Consider the following 20248-nt stretch of genomic DNA (forward strand, 5'->3'; position numbering starts at 1 on the left):
CCACCACGGACACCACGGACACCACGGACACCACCACGGAGGACACGCCATGACCGAAGCACAGACCCAGCCCCAGACCGTCGTCGCCTTCGACGAGGTCAAGAGCCTCGTCGGGAAGAACCTCGGGCACTCCGCCTGGCGGGAGATCACCCAGGACCAGGTGAACACGTTCGCCGACGCCACCGACGACCACCAGTGGATCCACGTGGACCCCGAGCGCGCCCAGGAGGGACCCTTCGGCGCCCCGATCGCCCACGGCTTCCTGACCCTGTCCCTGCTCATCCCGATGTGGTCCGAGCTCTTCGACGTCACGGGCGTGAAGACCAAGGTCAACTACGGCCTCGACAAGGTCCGCTTCACCTCCCCGGTCAAGGTCGGCTCGCGCATCCGCATGACCGTGACCATCACCGACGTGCAGGAGGTCAAGGGCAACGGCCTGCACCTGGTGGCCGACGGCACGATCGAGATCGAGGGCGAGGAGCGTCCCGCCGTGGTCGCCACCTTCCTCAACCGGTTCTACGCCTGAGCGCACCGGAGCCCTGAGCCGTGAGGGCCCGGGTGACCACGTTCTTCCGTGGTCGCCCGGGCCCTCACGGATCCGCCGGTGCCGACGGGGTCGGACGGGGTCAGACGGCCGTGGTCTCCTGCACGCACGCCGCCACGGCCTGCGCCACGGCGGGGGCGACCCGCGGGTCCAGGGCCGACGGCACGATGTGGTCCGGACGCAGTCCGTCCTCGGCGGCGATCTGCGCGATCGCCCGGGCGGCCGCCAGCTTCATGACGGGTGTGATCCGCCGTGCCCCGGCGTCCAGGGCCCCGCGGAAGATCCCCGGGAAGGCCAGCACGTTGTTGATCTGGTTCGGGAAGTCGCTGCGCCCGGTGGCCACCACGGAGGCGTGCTTCGCGGCGACGTCGGGCATGATCTCCGGGTCCGGGTTGGCCAGGGCGAACACGATCGCGTCCTCGGCGAGTTCGGTGAGGAACTCCTCGGGGACCGTGCCGCCCGAGACGCCCACGAACACGTCCGCGCCCTCGAGCGCGTCCTTCGCACCTCCGATGAGCCCGCGCGGGTTGGTGCGCGCGGCGTAGCCGGCCTTGATCGCGTTGAGGTCGTCCCGCTCCCGGGAGACGATCCCGCGCGAGTCCATCAGCACCACGTCGGTGATGCCCTGCGCCAGCAGGATCTCGGTGATCGCGATCCCGGCCGCACCCGCGCCCGCGATCACGACCTTGAGCCCCGCCAGGTCCTTGCCCACCAGGGTCGCGGCGTTGAGCAGGGCGGCGAGGACGACGACGGCGGTGCCGTGCTGGTCGTCGTGCATCACCGGGATGTCCAGCTCCTCGATCAGCCGCTGCTCGATCTCGAAGCAGCGCGGGGCGGAGATGTCCTCGAGGTTCACCGCCCCGAAGGTCGGGCGCAGCAGCGTGACGGTGCGCACGATCTCGTCGACGTCCTGGGTGTCGAGCACGATCGGGATCGAGTCCAGGTCCGCGAAGGTTTTGAACAGGGCCGCCTTGCCCTCCATCACCGGCAGGGACGCGGCCGGGCCGATGTCCCCGAGCCCGAGCACGGCCGAGCCGTCGGAGACCACGGCCACGAGCCGGCCGGCCCAGGTGTGGGTGCGTGCCATGGCGGGATCGGCGGCCACCGCGCGGGAGACCTCGGCGACCCCGGGGGTGTAGGCGATGGACAGGTCACGGCGGGTCTTCAGGGGCGACTTCGAGACCACGGAGAGCTTGCCGCCCTCGTGGGAGCGGAAGATCTCCTCGTGCGTGATCGGGCCGGACCGGACGTTCTCGTCGCTCATGCGCGTTCCTCGTGCTCTCGTCGTTGAGTGCGAACAGGGTCCCGGCCATTGTGCCCCACGCCCCGGCTCCCCGTCCCCGCACGGGTGCCGCCCGCGCACCCCGGCCCGCCCGGTCCCGGACGGCACAGAGCCCCCGGACCGTGCGGTCCGGGGGCTCTGCTCGCGGGTCGGCCGCGCGCGGCGGACGACGGTGCGGGGTGGGGATCAGATGATGGACCGGCCCCCGGTGCGCGCCTTCTCGAAGCGCTCCTGCACGTCGGCCCAGTTCACGATGTTCCAGAAGGCCTTGACGTAGTCCGCCTTGACGTTCTGGTAGTCGAGGTAGAACGCGTGCTCCCACATGTCCAGCTGGAGCAGCGGGATCGTGGCGACCGGCACGCCGTTCTGCTGGTCGTACATCTGCTCGATGACCAGGTTGCCGCCGACGGGCTCGTAGGCCAGGATCGCCCAGCCGGAGCCCTGGATCGTGGTGGCCGCGGCGGTGAAGTGGTCGCGGAAGGCGTCGAAGGACCCGAAGTGGTCCTCGATCGCCGCGGCGAGCTCACCGGTCGGCTTGTCGCCGCCCTCCGGGGAGAGGTTCTGCCAGAACACCGAGTGGTTCACGTGCCCACCGAGGTTGAACTGCAGGTCCTTGGACAGCTTGGCCGCGGCGGCGCCGTCACCGTTCGCGCGGGCCTCCGCCATCTTCTCCAGGGCGGTGTTGGCCCCGGCCACGTAGGTGGCGTGGTGCTTGTCGTGGTGCAGCTCCATGATCTTCGCGGAGATGTGGGGCTCGAGCGCCGCGTAGTCGTAGGGGAGATCGGGAAGGGTGTACTTCTCGGCCATAGGAGAATCCTTTCGATAGCTGTCGTGTGGTTCCACCCTCGTCCCGCGCGCGCGCGGGGGTCAAGGAGGTTCCGCCACCAGCGTACGGTGCGCCGCCGGGCGGGCCGGCCGGGAGCTCAGAAGAAGTCCGGCGGCCTCTCGAGCGGGCAGCGGGGCGGGTCGGGCGTGAGCTGGGACGGGACCGTGAACTCGTAGTCGCCCGTCTCGATCATCCGCTTGAGCGTCTCCAGGGCGTTCCGGGCGCTCCGGCGGGCGGCTGGTTCGAGCAGGTGCCAGATCCAGGCCTTCGACTCCGTGAACCGCCCGTCCACGACCTTCTCGATCCGGGTGCCGCCCTCCACCTGCTCCCACGTGATGGTCACCAGCAGGTCCACCAGTCCCTTGGTGGTGCGCATCCCCAGGCGCCGGCCCGGGACGTGGTCGGAGACGATGTTCACGAAAGCGAAGCGGAGCGGGCCCACGCGGACGGTGGACTCGATCGACGTGCCGAGCTGCAGCACCGCCGTGCTGACCTGGTAGTTCCGCTCCGGGATCGGGTTCCAGCGGCGCAGGCAGCCGGGGTCGAGCAGGAACCGCTCCACCAGCGGCGGACCCGCCGCGACCACCGCGGTGTCCACCAGCCGGAACGTCGTGGCGCCCTTCAGCATCGTGGCCCCCGCTCCCCGGTCGGGTTCGTGACAGACGGGTGCCGCGCACGGACTGAAGAAATTCGCATGTGCACACAACTACTCTAGCGACGGTCCCCCGCGCCACTCCCCGCTCCGAGTGCACAGGGGGTGGAGAAAGTTGTCCACAGGTGTGGAGGAGCGTGTGCACAGCTCGAACACCTGTACGCCCCGCCCTCCGAGGACCGCGCCGTTGCAGGTGAGCGCGGGGTCGACGGAGAGCACGGCACCGTAATTCCATGGATGGAAGTTATCCACGCTGTGGACAACGCCTGTGGAGAAGCTGTTGAGAAGACCGGAACCGGACGTCACGGAGCGTCGCACAGGGCGCCCCGGACCGTCCGGACGGGGACGGCACCGGCCGGCGTCCGGACGGGAGCACCCCCGGACGGGGGACGACCTAGCGGCTCGCGCGCGAGCGCACGAGGACGGCGAGCACCGCGCAGGCCAGGTAGCAGACGAGCACCACGGCCCAGCCCACCGCGAAGGAGCCCGTGAGCTGGAGCAGACCGCCGAGGACGAGCGGACCGGCGCAGAACCCGCCGTACAGACCCATCGTCACCACGCCGGTGGAGGCTCCCACCCGTTCGGCGGGCACGGCGCGCATCGCCCCGGACATCACCACCACGCTCACCGCGAGCGCCGCGCCGCCGTGCAGGACGGCCGCCGGCCACACCGCCCACGCGAGGCCGGGGTGCAGGGGTGCCAGGATCAGCAGCACGGCGCTCGCGGCCGCCCCCAGGGCCATGCCGGCCAGCAGGACGAACCCGTCCGCGTGCGGACGGTCCATCACGCGCGCCCACAGCACCCGGGAGGCGATGCCCACGAGCGCGGAGACGGACACGGTGGCCCCGGCGGCGACGACGTCGAGGTCCAGGTCCCGGTGGGCGTAGAGCGGCAGGTAGACGTTGGCGGCCTGCGCCCCCAGGCCGGTCAGGGCCGCGGCCGCGGCGTACGCGCGGACCACGCCGGGCATCGGCGGCCGTGCGGCGGCGCGCGCCGTCCGGGACGAGGGCGTCTGCGCCCTCCGGGAGCGGCGGGCGGCCCGGGACCGGAGGGCCGCCCAGGACCGGTGCGGTGGTGTCGCCCCGGTCCTGGGCGGTGGTGTCACCCCGGACCGGTGCGTCGCCCGGGGCGGGTGCCCCGCCGGAGCGCCGGAGGAGTTGTCCGGGACCGTCCACCAGCCGTGCACGAGCAGGAGCAGCACCGCCCCCACGGCCACCAGGACGGCCGTGCGCCAGCCGAGCAGCAGTCCGAGCGCGGGAAAGGTCAGCCCCGCCACGAGCTGCGAGGCCTGCACACCGGCCTGCTTGATCCCGAGCCAGCTCGCGCGCCGCCCGGCGGGCACGTGCAGGCGGATGAGCCGGTTGGTCGCGGGATTGGCCATGACCTGCCCGAGCCCGGACAGCACCATGGCCAGGAGCAGCACGGTGTAGCCCGGGGCCGCGGCGGTGAGCAGCATCGCCAGCGCGGCCCCGCCGAACATCACGACCAGCAGGGTGCGGGCGGCCAGTTGGTCCGCCCAGCGGCCCGTGCGCACCGCGGTGACGGCCGCGACGAAGAAGGTGGTGGTGGCGAGCAGCCCGAACTGCGCCTCCGTGAGCTCCAGGTCCTCGATCACCAGGGGGCTCATCGCCGAGAGGCTGTGGGTCAGCAGCGGGCCCACCGCCATCGTGGCGGTGAGCACGAGCATGAGGTGCGCGCCCGGCCTGCGGTCCCGGGTCACCGGTCCTTCCCCGGGGTGCGCCGGTCGGCGGCGTGCAGGCCCACGACGCACGCCACGATCCCCGCCAGGAAGAGGGCCTTCGCCCAGGAGAGCTGCTCCTGGCCCGTGCCGGCCGCCCACGCGACCGTGAGCACGGCGCCGATCCCCGTCCACACGGCGTAGGCGGTGCCCATCGGCACCACGCGGGCGGCGCGTGCCAGGGTGAGCATGCTCAGCACCAGGGTCACGGCGAAGAGCAGGCCGGGGCCCGGCCGGGAGAAGCCCTCGGACGCGCCCAGGGCGGTGGCCCAGACCGCCTCGAGGATCCCGCTGACCACCAGCAGCGCCCAGGCACGGGCGCGCCGGTCCCGCACGGCCTGCGCCGCTCCGGCCTCAGCCGACAACCTTGAGCCCGATCACGCAGCCGACGATGCCGAGCACCAGGAGGATCCTGAGGGGCGTCGCGGACTCACGGCCGGTCAGCATCGACCAGGCCACGGTCAGGGCCGCGCCGATCCCCACCCAGACGGCGTACGCCGTGCCCGTGGGCAGCTCGGCCATGGCGTAGGCCAGCCCGGCCAGGCTCACGGTGGACGTCACGACGAACACCGCGGCGGGCACGGGACGGCGGAGTCCGTCCGAGGCCGCGAGCGCGGAGGCCCACACCGCCTCGAGGACGCCCGAGAGCACCAGCACCAGCCACGCGCTCACGGGGTCAGCGCTTCGGGACCACACGGATCCAGAGGAACCCGTGGGCGTCGATCAGCAGACCGTGCCGCAGGTCGAGCTCGGTGTTGCCGTGCAGCTCGACCGCCTGGGGCAGGAACCCCGAGAGGGTCTCCCCCGTGACGAACTGGGACCAGTCGGAGAAGTTGGCCAGGCACAGCACCACCGTGTTGCCGCCGGGGCGCTGGTAGCCCAGCACGTGGGGATTGCGCGCGTCGAACGGGACGAGGGTGTTGCCGTCGAACTCCGGGGAGTTCCGGCGCAGCTCGACCATCCGGCGGATGCCCCCGAAGATCCGGCCCTGCACGGAGAACAGCTCGTGGCGGCGCTCGTAGTCCTGGACGGGCCGCGGCGGGCGGTGCACCCACCGGGCGTCGCCGGCGTGGTCCGGGTCCTCGTTCCAGGCGGGGTCGTTGAGCTGGCCGACCTCGTCGCCCAGGTACAGCAGCGGGATGCCGCCGGTGCTCATCGCCACGGAGTGCGCGAGCAGGACCCGGTCCACGGCGGGTCCCGGGTCCTCGGCGAGGCCGAGCAGCGACGCCGTGGTGCCGCACACGCGGCAGTCCCCCGTGCGGGGGTTCTCCTGGAACGGGACGCCGTCCGCGAAGCTGCCGGGGTGTCGTCCCGTGTAGAAGGCGTTGAGGAAGCGCCGGTGGTCGTGGCCGTCCATGCCCAGCCGGGCGGCGTCCTCGTCCGAGAACGTCCAGCCGATGTCGTCGTGGCCGCGCACGTAGTCCACCCACGCGGTGCCGGGCGGGAGGGCATGGCGCTCCTCGAGGGCCTGCGCCAGCAGCTTCGGCTCACGGGTGGCCATCGCCTCCCACGTGAGGGCCATCTGCAGCGGGTTGTAGGACAGCTGGCACTGACCGGGCTCGATGTACCGGGCGACCTCGTCCGGGTGGACGATCGCCTCGGACTTGAACAGCACGGCCGGCGCGGCGATCCGGCACAGCGCGTTGTAGGCGCGCAGCAGCACGTGGGCCTGGGGCAGCGACTCGCACGTGGTGCCCAGCTGCTTCCAGATGAACGCGACGGCGTCCATGCGCAGCACCTCGACGCCCTGGGCGGCGAGGAAGAGCAGCTCGGCGGCCATCGCCCGGAAGACGGCGGGATTGGTGTAGTTGAGGTCCCACTGGAAGGAGTAGAAGGTGCTCCACACCCACCGCGGGTCCTCCTCGGTGGCGCGGACCCGGGTGAAGGACCCGGGGTGGTCGTCCGGGAAGATCTCCCGCGTGGTGCGCTCGAACTGCTCCGGGACGGTGCGGTCCGGGAAGATCCAGTAGTAGTCCTCGTACTCCCGCTCCCCCGCGGCGGCCCGGCGCGCCCACTCGTGCTCGTTGGAGGTGTGGTTGAAGACGAAGTCGAGGACCAGGCTGATCCCGTTCCGGCGCAGCTCGCGGCTCAGCTCGGCGAGCTCCTCCATGGTCCCGAGCCCCGGCTCCACGCGGCGGTAGGACGAGACCGCGTAGCCGCCGTCCGAGTTGCCCTCCGGCGCCTCGAACAGGGGCATGAGGTGGAGGTAGGTCAGGCCCAGTTCCCGGAAGTAGGGGATCTGCTCCCGGACCCCCTGCAGGTTCCCCGCGTACCGGTCCACGTAGCAGACCCCGCCCAGCATCTGCCGCGCGCCGAACCACGCGGGGTCCTGCTCGCGCCGCGCGTCCAGGGCTTTGAGGTCCTCGGGGCGCTCGGCCCAGGAGTGCGCCAGCTGCAGCCCGAGCTCGGTGAGCTGGTCGAGGAAGTCCTCGCGGTGGCCGTAGACCTCGGCGAAGAGCAGCGTCAGCCGGGGGAAGTGCTCGTCGAACCGGCGGTCGAAGTCCGCCCACCCCGTGCCCGGCAGGTCCGCCGGACGACGCTCGTGCACCTGCTGGCGTACGCACGCGGTGATCACGCGTGCCTGGTTCTCCGGCGACAGGCCCGGGATCCCGGGCGTACTGGTGTTCGGCACACTGCTCCTTCGGTCGTCCACCCCGGGGCGGGGCGGTCTCCGAACTCGAGATCCTCCTTGACGACGAGCCCTCGGATGGTCAGGGACACGCCCCCCGCCGGTCGGCGGGAGCGGTCCGCCCCTCAGCATACTGATGCGCTCCCGGCTTTTCACCGGATGACCGGGGTGTGCCTCCACATCCCTGTGCACAGAGTTGTCCACAGGTGTGGACGAGTCCTGGGGACACCGTGGCGAGGGCCCGCCGGTGCCCCGCCGTCGCGGGCCGACGGGCCTGCCGGGTCTCGGGGGATGGCCGCCGCACGTGTGGAGAACCCTGTGCAGCGCGGCCCCCGCGGGCCCGGCGGCGCCGCTGTCGGGCCCGGCCCGTGGAAGGATCCGCACGCCGGTGCCGTCCGGGCACCGCCCCCGGGAGCGCGGGCTCCCGGGGGGGCGGTGCCGATCCTGCGAGCGGGCTCAGTAGCCGTTGGCGGAGAGCCACTCCTCGGCGGCGGCGGCCGGGCTGACCGGCTGGTCGCCGCTGACCTTGCGGTTCAGGTCGATGAGGTCCTCGGTGGTGAGCTTGCCGGACAGCTCGTTCAGCGCGTCCACCGCCTCCTGGGGGAGCCGGTCCGCCGCCGCCAGCGGCAGGACCTGCTGGGCGATGAAGTTGTTCTCCGGGTCCTCCAGCACCACGAGGTCGTTGTCGGCGATCGCCGGGGTGGTGGTGAAGATGTCGGCGACGTCCACGTCCCCGTTGAGCAGCGCCTCGACGGTCAGGGGCCCCCCGCCGTCGTTGATCGGTTCGAAGGACTGCGGCACGCACCCGTAGTTCTCCTCGAGGCCGTCGAGGCCGTAGGCGCGCTCGGCGAACTCGGGCGGACCCGCGATCACCAGCTGGTCGCACACCGCCGCCATGTCGGCGATGCTCGTGAGCCCGTACTGCTCCGCGGTCTCCGGGGTGACCACCATGGCGTCCTTGTTCTCCGCCTCGGAGGCCTCCAGCACGGTCAGCCCGTCGGGCAGCGCGTCCGGCAGGGCGGCCATGATCTCCTCGGCGGAGCTCGCGGTGGCCTCCGGGTCGGCGAAGAGCAGCAGGTTGCCGGAGTAGTCCGGGACCACGTCCACGGACCCGTCCTGCACCGCCCCCACGTAGGCCTCGCGGGCTCCGATGCCCAGGGACGTCTCCGTCCCGACCCCGGCGGACTCGAGCGCCCCGGCGTAGAGCTCGGCCACGATCTGGCTCTCCGGGAAGTCGGCGGAGCCCACGGTCACGGTCTCGGTGGAGCCGTCCTCGGAGCCTCCGTCCCCGGCGAGGGGGTCTCCGCCACCTCCGCAGGCGGTCAGGCCCAGCAGCAGGGCGGCGCCCACGGCGGGTGCGGCGGCGCGGCGGCGGAGCACGGGAGCGGTGGTCATGGTGGTTCTCCTGTCGGTCGGTGGCACGGTGCGTCGGACGGTCTGAGGTTCGGGGGGTCAGGGGGCGGCGAGGCGCAGGCCCGGCGAGGTGGACAGCCGCTGGACCAGCGCCAGGACGGCGTCCACGGCGAGCGCGAGGACCGCCACGAGCACCACGGAGCCGAGCATGCGGTCGTAGTCGCGCACCGCGAGGCCGTCGATGAGGTAGCGGCCGAGGCCGCCGAGGTTGATGTAGGCGACCACGGTCACGGTCGCCACGACCTGCAGGGCGGCGTTGCGGATCCCGCCCAGGATCACGGGCAGCGCGTTGGGCACCTCCACGCGGGTCAACACCTGGCCGCCGGTCATCCCCATCGCCGCTCCGGCGTCCTTGAGGGCCGGGGACACGTTCGCGACCCCGGCGTAGGTCCCCGACAGGATCGGGGGGATCGCCAGCAGGACGAGCGCGAGGATCGGCGGCACCAGCCCGAGCCCCAGCAGCAGGGTGAAGAGGGTGAGCAGGCCCAGCGTGGGCAGGGCGCGCAGCGCCCCGGCCAGGCCGACGACGACGCCGGAGCCGCGCCCCGTGTGACCCACCCACAGGCCCAGCGGGACCGCCACGGCCAGGGCCACGGCCAGGGTCATGCCGCTGTACGTCAGGTGCTCGAGGATCCGGGCGGGGATGCCGCCGGTCCCGGACCAGTTCTCGGGGTCGGTCAGCCACGCCAGTGCGGCGCCGAAGAGGCTCATGCGACCACCCCTCTGCGCACGCGCGGGACCGTGACCGCGCCGGCCCGCTGCCAGCGCGTCAGCGCGTGGCCGGCCCCCCGCAGCACGAGGTCGATGAGCACGGCCAGGACCACGGTCAGCACGATGCCGACCGCGATCTCCTCGAGGATGGACCGGCGCAGCCCGTCGGTGAACAGGGTGCCGAGGGACTGCACCCCGATGACGGCGCCCACGCTGACCATGGAGATGTTGCTGACGGAGGCGACCCGCAGCCCGGCGACCAGGACGGGCACCGCGAGCGGCAGCTCGACCGCGAAGAAGCGCCGCAGCGGACGGTAGCCCATCGCGGTGGAGGCCTGCAGGACGTCCCGGTCCACGGACTCGAAGGCGTCCACGGAGGAGCGCACCAGGATGGCCACCACGTAGATGGTCAGCGCCACGACCACGTTCACCACCGAGGTGATCTGCGTGCCGAGGACCAGGGGCAGCACCACGAACAGGGTGAGGGACGGGATGGTGTAGAGCAGGGACGAGCCCGTGACGAACACCGGGCGCAGCGTACGGTTGCGGGCCGCGAGCCGGGCCACCGGGATCGCGATCAGCGCCCCGAGCAGCAGCGGCAGCACCGACTGGACGAGGTGCGTGCCCGTGAGCTCCAGGACGTAGGGCCAGTTCCGGCTCGTCCAGTTCATCGGGGCGTCCGCCCGCCGAGCCGCGCGTCCTCGATGGCCGCGATGATCTCGCCCGGCTGCATGATCCCGACCGCCCGGCCGGCGTCGTCGACGACCACGGCCAGGCCCGACGGCGAGGACAGGGCCGCGTCCAGGGCGCTGCGCAGGGAGCTGCCGGGCCGGTGCAGGGTGCCGCCGACCACGGGGTCGTCCTCCGCGCCGGGCCGCACCCAGCCGCGGGGGGCGCCGTCGTCGTCGATCCGCAGCGTCCACCCGCCGGGGACGTGCCCGTCCCCGGTCCCGACCACGCCCGGGGTGCCGTCCGGGCGCACGGTCGCCACCGGGTGCACGGGGATGTCGTGGGCCGAGTCGAAGGTCAAGGAGCGGAAGCCGCGGTCCCGGCCCACGAAGTCCGCCACGAAGTCGTCGGCGGGCGCGCGCAGCAGCTCCTCCGGGGTGGCGTACTGCGCCAGCCGCCCGCCCGTGGCGAAGACGGCCACCCGGTTGCCGAGCAGGACCGCCTCGTCGATGTCGTGGGTGACGAAGACGATGGTGCGGTGCAGGCGGTGCTGGAGGTCCAGCAGCTCGCGCTGCAGGTCCTGGCGCACCACGGGGTCCACGGCGGAGAACGGCTCGTCCATCAGCAGGACCGGCGGGTCGGCGGCGAGCGCACGGGCCACCCCCACGCGCTGCTGCTGACCGCCGGAGAGCTGGGACGGGTAGCGGGAGCCCAGGGCCTCGTCGAGGCCCACGGTGGCCAGCAGCTCACGGGCCCGTTCCCGCGCCTGCTTCTTCGGCACCCCGTTGAGCCGCGGGACGGTGGCGATGTTGTCCACCACGGTCCGGTGCGGCAGGAGGCCCGACTGCTGCATGACGTAGCCCATGGAGCGGCGCAGCTCGTGGGCGGGCACGGACGTGACGTCGCGGCCCTCCACCGTGACGGTGCCGGAGGTGGGCTCCACCATGCGGTTGATCATCCGCAGGGACGTGGTCTTCCCGCAGCCCGAGGGCCCCACGAACACGGTGAGGGACCCACGGGGGATCTCGAGGTCGAGCGCCTCGACGGCCGTGGTCCCGTCCGGGTACGTCTTGCCGGCGCCCTCGAAACGGATCGCGATGTCGGTCATGGAGGTCCTCCCGTTGCCGTCCGGCCAGTATAGGCAAGCGATTCGGCGGCCCCGCTAGACTCGCGTCCACCGGAGCGGCTCCCGCGGGGCCTCCGGCCGACGCGGAGGAGGTGTGACGATGCACAGCCTGGAGCTGCTGCTCGACGAGGACGCCGAGGCGGCCGTGCGCGCCGACTGGGACCGGCTGGCCGAGGCGGGGCTGCCCAGCTCCGGCCGGCACCGCTCCGAGTCCAACCGGCCCCACATCACCCTGGTGGCCGCCCCGTCCCTGGCCCCGGAGACCGTGCCGGGGATCGACGAGCGGGTCGCCGCGGCCGCCGGGTTCGTGGACCTGCCGCTGGCCAGTGCCGGCGTGCTGCTGTTCGGCCCGGGCCGGGGCGGCTACGTGGTGGTCCGCCAGGTCGTGACCACCCCCGAGCTGCTCGAGCTGCACCGGCGGGTCTGCGACGCCGTCGGCGCGGTCCCCGGGCAGGCGCGCACCTCCTTCCCCGGCGCCTGGACGCCGCACGTCACCCTGGCGCGCCGGATGCGCCCGGAGCAGGTGGCCGCCGCGCTGGAGGTCCTGGCCCCGCACCCCGAGCCGGTGCGCGCCGTGGCCCTGCGCCGCTGGGACGCGGACGCCCGCACCGTGGTGCAGCTGGCCTGAGGGCCGGCCCGGGATCCCGGCCGCGCGGACCCGCGTAGGCTCGGGGGCATGACGAGCGCACAGGACATCGCCAGCTGGATGATCGACCGCATCCGGACGGAGGGACGGCTGTCCCAGGACCAGGCCGTCCAGGACATCCCCGCGACCTTCGGGCCGGAGTGGGTCCGGACCCTGGAGAACGGCCACACCGGGATCAGCAAGGAGGTCCTCACGGAGTTCCGCAAGGCCCACGGCGGCACGGTGCAGTGGGACCGCGACCGCCGCTTCTGGTCCGTCAAGAGCTGATCCACCGGGAGCCTCCCGGGGCACGGCCGGGCGGCGCAGCCCCTCCGTGCCGGACGGCGCACCGCCCGGCACGCAGACCCGGGTCGCCCTGCAGGGAGACCCGGTCAGCGGGAACGGAGGATGTCGAAGACCGAGGAGTCGTCGTGCCGGCCGTGGCCCTCGCGGCGGCCGCGCACGTAGAGCTGCTCGGCCGCCGAGGCCAGCGGCACCGGCTGGGCGACCGCCCGGGCGGCGTCGGTGACGAGGCCCATGTCCTTGACGAAGATGTCCAGAGCGGAGCGGACCTCCGCCTCCTCGCCCTGCAGCATCCGCGGACCCCGGTCCTCGAACATGAAGGACGTGGCGGCCCCGGTCGAGAGGACCTCGAGGCACTGCGCCGGGTCCAGGCCCATGGACTCGGCCAGCGCCAGCGCCTCGCCCGCCACGGCGATGTGCACACCGCACAGCAGCTGGTTGACCACCTTGAGGCGCTGCCCGTCGCCCACCCGGGGGCCGACCAGGGGCGCGTTGGCGGCCATCGCGTCGAGCAGCGGCCGGACCGCGGCCACGTCCTCGTCCGCGCCGCCGACCATGACGAGCAGCTCCCCGGTGGCGGCGCGCGCCGTCCCCCCGGAGACCGGCGCGTCGACGATCCGCACGCCGCGTCCCTCGAGGCCCCGCGCGCAGGACTCCACGGCCTGGGGGCCGACGGTCGCCATCACGAGCAGCACCGTGTCCGGTCCGAGGGACTCGGCGATGCCGCGCTCGCCGAACAGCACGTCGTGCAGCTGCGCCCCGGTCGCGACCATGACGACCACGACGTCCGCGCCGGCCGCCGCCCGCCGGGGATCGGGCAGCAGCTCCAGGGCGTCGCCCACCTGCTCCTGGGCGCGGGGCGAGACGTCGAATCCGCGGACGGGGAAGCCGGCCCGGGCCAGGGTGAGGGCCATGGGCGCGCCCATGGCCCCGAGGCCGAGGAAGCCGACGGACAGGGGCGTGCTCATGACGGGTTCTCCTCGGGATCGGCGGTGTCCGGACCGGCAGTGTCCGGACCGGACTCGTGCGGGTCCGGCCGGCCGCGCCGCGGGCCCTGGGCCCGGGCGCGCTCGGCCGCCCGGTCGAGGACGTCCACGACGTCGGCCAGGGCGCTCTCCCCGCCCACGTTGCCGGGGAAGACCACGTAGGGTCCGCCCTGCGTGGTGGCGGGGGCGTCGGTGGGCTGGAACAGGGAGATCTGACCCGGGAAGAACTGGCCGGTCACGGTGGCCCGGCGGATCCCGAGGCCCCGGTGGGCCACCTCGTGGGAGGTGATCCCGCCCTTGGCCACGACCCACGCCGGGCGGGCCCGCGCCACCCCGTGCACGACCGCCACGAGCGCGTCCGAGACCGACCGCGCGATGGCCAGCGACTCGTCGGGGTCGTCCGTGCGCACGAGCTCCCGGCTCGTCCACACCACCGCGTCGCTGCTCTCCAGCGCCCCGACGATCCGCGCGACGGCATCGGCCACGTACGCGGAGCGGGCCTCGTCGTCGAGCAGGGTGGGCACGTCCAGCTCGACCTCGTACAGGTCCCGCCGCTCGCGCAGCTCGGCGAGCTGGCGGTTGGTGAGCCCCACGTGGGAGCCGACGGCCACGAGCCCGTGCGGCAGGCGCCCGGGGCCGACGACGATGTCCGCGGGACCCAGCTCGCGCGAGCCGCTCAGCCCGGCGAGGGGACGGACGAAGGACGGGCCGCACCGGGTGACGAACGTGCGGCCCTCGGCCTCGAGGACTGCCAGGGCCTGCGCCACGGTGTCGAGGTCCGCGTACTCCGTGGCGTTGACCACCACCCACGCCCGGTCCCGGGCCCGGCGCAGGATCTCCGCGACGGCCGGCACGCCCCCGGAACGGATGTCCTCGAGGCCGATCGACAGGATGGAGTCCCGGTCCAGCGTCCCGCCGGAGCGCTCCACGAGGAAGTCCTTGAGGTCGGAGGAGGAGTAGCCGAAGGTGGCGTCCGCGGCGAAGTCCGTCTCTCCCACGGGCATCGGGCGGCCCTGCAGGACCGCGTGGTGGACGTCGCCCTCGGTGTACCGGCCGGCCTCGAGCATGGCGGGGGCGAAAAGGAACCCGTCGACCGCCACACCGCGCTGCTCGAGGACGTCCGCCAGGGCCGTGGGCTCGGCGATGACGTGCCCGCGCAGCGTGGAGTCGCTGCGGGAGACGAGGTGGGGCAGCGGCAGGTCCTCGGCCGCGAGGGTCCCCAGCACCGCCGAGACGAGGTCGGTGTTGATCGCCACGGCCTCGGCCTCGGGCCGGGCCCGGCTGTTGGTGAGCACGAAGCAGGTGCGCCCGGGGTGCCGGACGACGTCCAGCACGGGCTCGGGGTCGAGCTCGAGGACGACGTCGACGTCGTGGACGCACTGGGACCCGGTGGGGTCGTCGTCGAGCACGAGCAGGGTCCGTGGAGCGGTCATCCGCGGGGCTCCTCTGGTCGGTGGATCACAGGCCGGGCGGGAGACGGTGAAGCCCCGGGCCGAGGACGGCGGCACCGGGTCCGCACCGCTCGTCCCCCGGGGGCTCCCCGAGCACGACCCCGACACATAAGACATCTGACATGTTATGTGAGCTGTCACACATCGTCAACGAACCCCGGCGCGGCCGCCCCTTTCCCGCGTGACGGTGGACACCCCTTTTCGGATCCGGCTATTCTGGAACGGAAGACGCCCATGAACTGTGGTGGGAGAGTCCCTCCGGTGCACCTGACCGGCGGGCGCCGTAGGAGCAATTCCTCCCCAGGAAACTCTCAGGCCCCTGTACCACCACGGTTCGGCAACTCTGGAAAGCAGCCCGGCGCGCGTCGCCGGTCTCACCGACGGTGCAAGCGGCCCCCGGCCGCGGAATCTCTCAGGTCCCAGACAGAGCGGGGAGGAACTCGAACCGATCCACGCCGTCCTGGCGTGCAGCACCCGGGAGTTCCTCATGACGATCCAGCTCAGCACCACGTCCCCGACGACGGTCTTCGCCGACCGGCACATCGGTGCCGGCTCCGACGCCGTGCAGACCATGCTCGCCCGTGTGGGCCGCACCAGTCTCGACGACCTGTCCGACGCCGCCGTGCCCGCCGACATCCGGCAGAGCAGCCCCCTGGACCTGCCGGAGGCGCTCAGCGAGCAGGAGGTGCTCGAGCAGCTGCGCGCCTTCGCGGACCGCAACACCACGGCCGTGCAGATGATCGGGCAGGGCTACTACGACACCCACACGCCCCCGGTCATCCTGCGCAACGTGCTGGAGTCCCCGGGCTGGTACACCGCCTACACCCCCTACCAGCCCGAGATCTCCCAGGGGCGCCTGGAGGCGCTGCTGAACTTCCAGACCATGGTCGCCGACCTCACCGCGCTGCCCGTGGCCAACGCCTCGCTGCTGGACGAGGCCACGGCGGTGGTCGAGGCGGTGCTGCTGATGCGCCGGGCCAACAAGGCCCGCGGCAACGGGGCGATCGTCGTCGACGCCGACACGCTGCCGCAGACCCTGGCCGTGGTGCTGGCCCGCGCCGAGGCGCTGGGCTTCGCCGTGGAGGTCGCCGATCTGACGGCCGGCCTGCCCGACGGCGAGATCACCGGTGTGGTCCTGCAGCAGCCCGGGGTCTCCGGGCGGGTCGCCGACCACGCCGCGGTGATCGCCGAGGCCAAGGAGCGCGGGGCGATGGTCACGGTCGCGGCCGACCTGCTGGCCCTGACCCTCATCACCCCGCCGGGCGAGCAGGGCGCGGACATCGCGGTGGGCTCCTCCCAGCGCTTCGGCGTCCCCCTGTTCTTCGGCGGTCCGCACGCGGCCTACATGGCGGTGCGCCCCGGACTGGAGCGGAACCTGCCCGGCCGCCTGGTGGGCGTCTCCAAGGACGCCACGGGACGGGCCGCCTACCGCCTGGCGCTGCAGACTCGCGAGCAGCACATCCGCCGGGAGAAGGCCACCTCCAACATCTGCACCGCCCAGGCGCTGCTGGCCGTCGTGGCCGGCATGTACGCCGTGTACCACGGCCCCGAGGGGCTGAAGGCCATCGCCCTGCGCGTGCACGACCGCGCCCGCACCCTGGCCACCGTGCTGCGGAACGCCGGTCACGAGCTCGTCGCGGAGCAGTTCTTCGACACCCTCACCGTGCGGGTCCCCGGGCGGGCGGAGCAGGTGGTCCGCGCGGCCGAGGCCCGCGGCGTGAACCTGCGGCACGTCGACGCCGACCACGTCGGGGTCTCCTGCGACGAGACGACCACGGAGCAGCACCTGCTGCTCGTCGCCGAGGCCTTCGGCGTGGCCGAGGCGGCCGCGACGGTCGCCGCCGGGCCGCGCGGGCTCGAGCTGGACGCGGGGCTGCGGCGCAGCACGGAGTTCCTCACCCACCCCGTGTTCTCCACCCACCGCTCCGAGACGCAGATGCTGCGCTACCTGACGCGCCTGGAGAACCGGGACCTGGCCCTGGACCGGACGATGATCCCGCTGGGCTCGTGCACCATGAAGCTCAACGCGACCGCCGAGATGGCCGCCATGAGCTGGCCCGAGTTCGCCTCGATCCACCCGCTGGCCCCGGCCCACCAGACCACCGGCTGGCGCGAGCTGATCGCCGACCTCGAGACCCGCCTGGAGGAGATCACCGGCTACGCGGCCGTGTCCCTCCAGCCCAACGCCGGTTCCCAAGGCGAGCTGGCGGGTCTGCTGGCCATCCGCGGCTACCACCGCTCGCGCGGCGAGGAGCAGCGCACCGTCTGCCTCATCCCCGCCTCGGCCCACGGCACCAACGCCGCCTCCGCGGTCCTGGCCGGCATGAAGGTCGTCGTGGTGAAGACGGCCGCCGACGGCACCATCGACCACGCCGACCTCGACGCGAAGATCGAGGCCCACCGCGAGCAGCTGGCCGCCATCATGATCACCTACCCCTCGACCCACGGGGTCTACGACGCCGACGTGCGCCAGGTCTGCGACGCCGTCCACGCCGCCGGCGGCCAGGTGTACATCGACGGGGCCAACCTCAACGCCCTGGTCGGGCTGGCCCAGCCGGGGAAGTTCGGCGGGGACGTGTCCCACTTGAACCTGCACAAGACCTTCTGCATCCCGCACGGCGGCGGCGGGCCCGGCGTCGGCCCCGTGGCGGTGGCCGCGCACCTGGCCCCCTTCCTGCCCGGCGACGCCACCCGCCCGGGGACCGCCGGTGCGGCCGGCGCACCGATCTCGGCCACGATGTTCGGATCGGCCGGGGTGCTGCCGATCTCCTGGGCCTACATCGCGATGATGGGCGGCGACGGCCTCACCCGGGCCACGCAGACGGCGCTGCTGACGGCGAACTACGTCGCCGCCGCGCTGAACGAGCACTACCCGGTGCTCTACACCGGCAACAACGGGCTGGTCGCCCACGAGTGCATCCTGGACCTGCGGGCGCTCACGGCCCGCACCAAGGTGACCGCCGAGGACGTGGCCAAGCGGCTGATCGACTTCGGCTTCCACGCCCCGACCCTGTCCTTCCCGGTCGCCGGGACACTGATGGTGGAGCCGACCGAGTCCGAGGACCTCGCCGAGATCGACCGGTTCATCACCGCGATGACCACCATCCGCGAGGAGATCGAGCAGGTCGCCCGCGGCGAGCTCAGCGCCGAGGAGAGCCCGCTGCGCCACGCCCCGCACACCGCCGAGGTCGTGGCCGCGAGCGACTGGGACCGCCGCTACTCCCGCGAGCAGGGCGCGTTCCCCGTCCCGGAGCTGCGCCAGGACAAGTACTTCCCGCCGGTCGGGCGCATCGACGGCGCCGCCGGGGACCGCAACCTGATCTGCTCCTGCCCGGCCCCCGAGGCCTTCGAGAACTGATCCGGCACCGTCCTGCCGGCCACCCGCACCGCACCGCCACGAAAGGCACCGACATGAGCGTCAGCACCACCTCCCGACACACCGCCCTGCACGACGAGCACGCCGCCCTGGGGGCCTCCTTCACCGACTTCGGCGGCTGGGACATGCCCCTGAAGTACGGCTCCGAGCTGGCCGAGCACCGCGCCGTGCGCGGCGCCGCCGGTCTGTTCGACCTCTCCCACATGGGCGAGATCCGGGTGACCGGCCCGGACACGGCGAGCTTCCTCAACACGGCGCTGGTGGGCAACCTCGCCGCCATCGCCGTGGGCCGGGCCAAGTACTCCCTGATCTGCACCCCCGAGGGCGGGATCATCGACGACCTGATCAGCTACCGGCTGTCCGAGGACGAGTACCTGGTGGTGCCCAACGCCGGCAACGCCCCGACCGTGCTCGCCGCCCTCCAGGAACGGGCCGCCGGCTTCGACGTCACCGTGGCCGACGAGTCCGCCGACACCTCGCTGGTCGCCGTCCAGGGGCCGTCCGCGCAGGCGGTCCTGCAGGAGCTGGTCCCCGCCGAGCAGCGGCAGCTGGTCGCCGAGCTGAAGTACTACTCCGCCGCGCCGGCCACCGTCGCCGGGATCGACGTGCTGCTCGCCCGCACCGGCTACACCGGCGAGGACGGCTTCGAGCTCTACGTGCCCAACGACCGGGCCGTGCCGCTGTGGAAGGCGCTCCTGGAGTCCGGGCAGGGCCACGGGCTCGTCCCCTGCGGGCTCGCCTGCCGCGACTCCCTGCGCCTGGAGGCGGGGATGCCGCTCTACGGCCAGGAGCTCACCCGGGACCTCACCCCCTACGAGGCCGGGCTCGGCCCGATCGTCTCCTTCAAGAAGGAGGAGGACTTCGTGGGCCGCACGGCCCTGGAGGCCCGCAAGGCCGCCGGGGCGGAGCGCAAGCTGGTCGGCCTGCGCGGCGAGGGCCGGCGCGCGGCCCGCGGCCACTACCCGATCAGCGTGGACGGCGAGGTCGTCGGGGAGGTCACCTCGGGGGCGCTGAGCCCGACCCTGGGCTACCCCATCGCCATGGCCTACGTGGACCTCGAGCACGCCGAGCCCGGCACGGAGGTGCAGGTCGACCTGCGCGGCAAGCCGGTGCCGTTCGAGGTCGTAGCCCTGCCCTTCTACCGGCGCGGGCAGTGACCTGCGCCCGATCCGTCCCTGACCGGGTCCGCCCGCGCCGGCAGCCCGTTCCGCCACCCGTCGTCGTCCCGTCCTGCTGAAAGGTTCCCGCCCATGAGCACCATCCCCTCCCACCTGCGCTACTCCGCCGAGCACGAATGGGTGGACGAGTCCTCCCCCGTGCGGATCGGCCTGTCCGCGATCGCCGTCGACGCCCTCGGCGACGTCGTCTACCTCGACCTGCCCGAGGCCGGCTCCACCGTCACCGCCGGCGAGGTCTGCGGCGAGGTGGAGTCCACCAAGTCCGTCTCCGAGCTCTTCGCCCCGGTCTCCGGCACCGTGGCGGAGGTCAACACCGCCGTCGTCGACGAGCCCGGCCTGGTGAACTCCGATCCGTACGGGGACGGCTGGCTGTTCACCGTCGAGGTCACCGGCGAGGGCGAGCTGCTCACCGCCGAGCAGTACGCGCAGGCCCAGGAGGAGCAGGCATGAGCACCGCCGCGCAGACGCGGCAGGACCTCGAGACCCTGAACGCCGATCTCGCCGTGCTCGACCCCGAGGTCGCCGCGCAGATCGACCAGGAGCTCGGCCGGCAGCGCGAGGGCTTGGAGATGATCGCCTCCGAGAACCACACCGCCGTGGCCGTGATGCAGGCCCAGGGCTCGGTGCTGACCAACAAGTACGCCGAGGGCTATCCCGGCCGGCGCTACTACGGCGGCTGCGAGCACGTGGACGTGATCGAGCAGCTGGCCATCGACCGGGCCAAGGACCTCTTCGGCGC

At 73.1% G+C, this 20248-nt stretch carries 19 protein-coding genes, 1 pseudogene and 1 riboswitch; of the genes and pseudogenes, 7 read left to right on the forward strand and 13 right to left on the reverse strand.

The window, feature by feature from the left end; all coding sequences use genetic code 11:
• The first annotated feature begins 49 nt into the window (after positions 1-49).
• On the forward strand, positions 50-526 hold the full coding sequence (locus tag Q0817_RS13800) for a MaoC family dehydratase (RefSeq protein WP_298589218.1): 477 nt from the start codon (positions 50-52) through the stop codon (positions 524-526).
• 100 nt (positions 527-626) lie between these two features.
• On the opposite strand, the gene Q0817_RS13805 is transcribed toward Q0817_RS13800, so the two are convergent.
• From Q0817_RS13805 to Q0817_RS13855, 11 genes are all read right to left on the reverse strand, one after another.
• Positions 627-1808 carry an NADP-dependent malic enzyme gene (locus Q0817_RS13805; RefSeq protein WP_298589221.1) on the reverse strand — a complete coding sequence of 394 codons (1182 nt, stop codon included), beginning with the start codon at positions 1806-1808 and terminating at the stop codon, positions 627-629.
• A 204-nt stretch (positions 1809-2012) separates the two neighbouring features.
• Entirely contained in the window at positions 2013-2633 is a 621-nt protein-coding gene (locus tag Q0817_RS13810) for a superoxide dismutase (RefSeq protein WP_298589224.1), read from the reverse strand.
• A gap of 116 nt (positions 2634-2749) precedes the next feature.
• Entirely contained in the window at positions 2750-3280 is a 531-nt protein-coding gene (locus Q0817_RS13815; protein WP_298589227.1) for an SRPBCC family protein, read from the reverse strand.
• 418 nt (positions 3281-3698) lie between these two features.
• Positions 3699-5024 carry an MFS transporter gene (locus Q0817_RS13820; protein ID WP_298589229.1) on the reverse strand — a complete coding sequence of 442 codons (1326 nt, stop codon included), beginning with the start codon at positions 5022-5024 and terminating at the stop codon, positions 3699-3701.
• On the reverse strand, positions 5021-5407 hold the full coding sequence (locus Q0817_RS13825) for a multidrug efflux SMR transporter (RefSeq protein WP_298589231.1): 387 nt from the start codon (positions 5405-5407) through the stop codon (positions 5021-5023). Before Q0817_RS13825 ends, Q0817_RS13820 begins: the two co-directional genes overlap by 4 nt.
• Positions 5397-5714, reverse strand: a complete 318-nt coding sequence (locus Q0817_RS13830) for a multidrug efflux SMR transporter (protein WP_298589233.1) — start codon at positions 5712-5714, stop codon at positions 5397-5399. Before Q0817_RS13830 ends, Q0817_RS13825 begins: the two co-directional genes overlap by 11 nt.
• 4 nt (positions 5715-5718) lie before the next feature.
• Entirely contained in the window at positions 5719-7590 is a 1872-nt protein-coding gene (locus tag Q0817_RS13835; RefSeq protein ID WP_298589278.1) for an amylosucrase, read from the reverse strand.
• Between the two features lie 537 nt (positions 7591-8127).
• Positions 8128-9066, reverse strand: coding sequence for an ABC transporter substrate-binding protein (locus tag Q0817_RS13840; RefSeq protein ID WP_298589236.1), 939 nt, complete (start codon positions 9064-9066; stop codon positions 8128-8130).
• A gap of 57 nt (positions 9067-9123) precedes the next feature.
• On the reverse strand, positions 9124-9795 hold the full coding sequence (locus Q0817_RS13845; protein ID WP_298589239.1) for an ABC transporter permease: 672 nt from the start codon (positions 9793-9795) through the stop codon (positions 9124-9126).
• Positions 9792-10466, reverse strand: coding sequence for an ABC transporter permease (locus Q0817_RS13850; RefSeq protein ID WP_298589241.1), 675 nt, complete (start codon positions 10464-10466; stop codon positions 9792-9794). Before Q0817_RS13850 ends, Q0817_RS13845 begins: the two co-directional genes overlap by 4 nt.
• Complete coding sequence (locus tag Q0817_RS13855; RefSeq protein WP_298589244.1) at positions 10463-11572, reverse strand: ABC transporter ATP-binding protein; 1110 nt, start codon at positions 11570-11572, stop codon at positions 10463-10465. The genes Q0817_RS13850 and Q0817_RS13855 overlap by 4 nt, the downstream gene beginning before the upstream one ends.
• Before the next feature lie 118 nt (positions 11573-11690).
• Between Q0817_RS13855 and Q0817_RS13860 the strand changes: the two genes are divergently transcribed.
• Together Q0817_RS13860 and Q0817_RS13865 are read left to right on the forward strand one after the other, a co-directional pair.
• A complete protein-coding gene (locus Q0817_RS13860) occupies positions 11691-12218 on the forward strand; it encodes a 2'-5' RNA ligase family protein (RefSeq protein ID WP_298589281.1) in 528 nt (175 codons plus the stop codon).
• 48 nt (positions 12219-12266) lie between these two features.
• The gene (locus Q0817_RS13865) at positions 12267-12503 is read left to right on the forward strand and encodes a DUF6953 family protein (protein WP_298589247.1); all 237 of its coding nucleotides are present in this window, start codon (positions 12267-12269) and stop codon (positions 12501-12503) included.
• A 104-nt stretch (positions 12504-12607) separates the two neighbouring features.
• Here Q0817_RS13865 and Q0817_RS13870 read toward each other — a convergent pair whose 3' ends face one another.
• Complete coding sequence (locus Q0817_RS13870) at positions 12608-13486, reverse strand: NAD(P)-dependent oxidoreductase (protein ID WP_298589250.1); 879 nt, start codon at positions 13484-13486, stop codon at positions 12608-12610.
• Entirely contained in the window at positions 13483-14937 is a 1455-nt protein-coding gene (locus Q0817_RS13875; protein ID WP_298589253.1) for a four-carbon acid sugar kinase family protein, read from the reverse strand. Before Q0817_RS13875 ends, Q0817_RS13870 begins: the two co-directional genes overlap by 4 nt.
• 253 nt (positions 14938-15190) lie before the next feature.
• Positions 15191-15292: riboswitch (glycine riboswitch) on the forward strand.
• A 150-nt stretch (positions 15293-15442) separates the two neighbouring features.
• Here Q0817_RS13875 and gcvP point away from each other — a divergent pair.
• The 4 genes and pseudogenes from gcvP to Q0817_RS13895 all read left to right on the forward strand — a co-directional run.
• Positions 15443-18313, forward strand: a complete 2871-nt coding sequence (gene gcvP / locus Q0817_RS13880) for an aminomethyl-transferring glycine dehydrogenase (RefSeq protein ID WP_298589266.1) — start codon at positions 15443-15445, stop codon at positions 18311-18313.
• Between the two features lie 53 nt (positions 18314-18366).
• Positions 18367-19488 carry a glycine cleavage system aminomethyltransferase GcvT gene (gcvT, locus tag Q0817_RS13885; RefSeq protein WP_298589269.1) on the forward strand — a complete coding sequence of 374 codons (1122 nt, stop codon included), beginning with the start codon at positions 18367-18369 and terminating at the stop codon, positions 19486-19488.
• A 93-nt stretch (positions 19489-19581) separates the two neighbouring features.
• Positions 19582-19959 carry a glycine cleavage system protein GcvH gene (gcvH, locus tag Q0817_RS13890; protein ID WP_298589272.1) on the forward strand — a complete coding sequence of 126 codons (378 nt, stop codon included), beginning with the start codon at positions 19582-19584 and terminating at the stop codon, positions 19957-19959.
• Positions 19956-20248: pseudogene (locus Q0817_RS13895) on the forward strand (serine hydroxymethyltransferase); the annotation flags it as partial. The gene gcvH and the pseudogene Q0817_RS13895, both read left to right, overlap by 4 nt.

Origin of the sequence: uncultured Kocuria sp. (genome assembly GCF_947500125.1) — a bacterium.
In the GTDB taxonomy this organism is placed as follows: Bacteria; Actinomycetota; Actinomycetes; order Actinomycetales; family Micrococcaceae; genus Kocuria.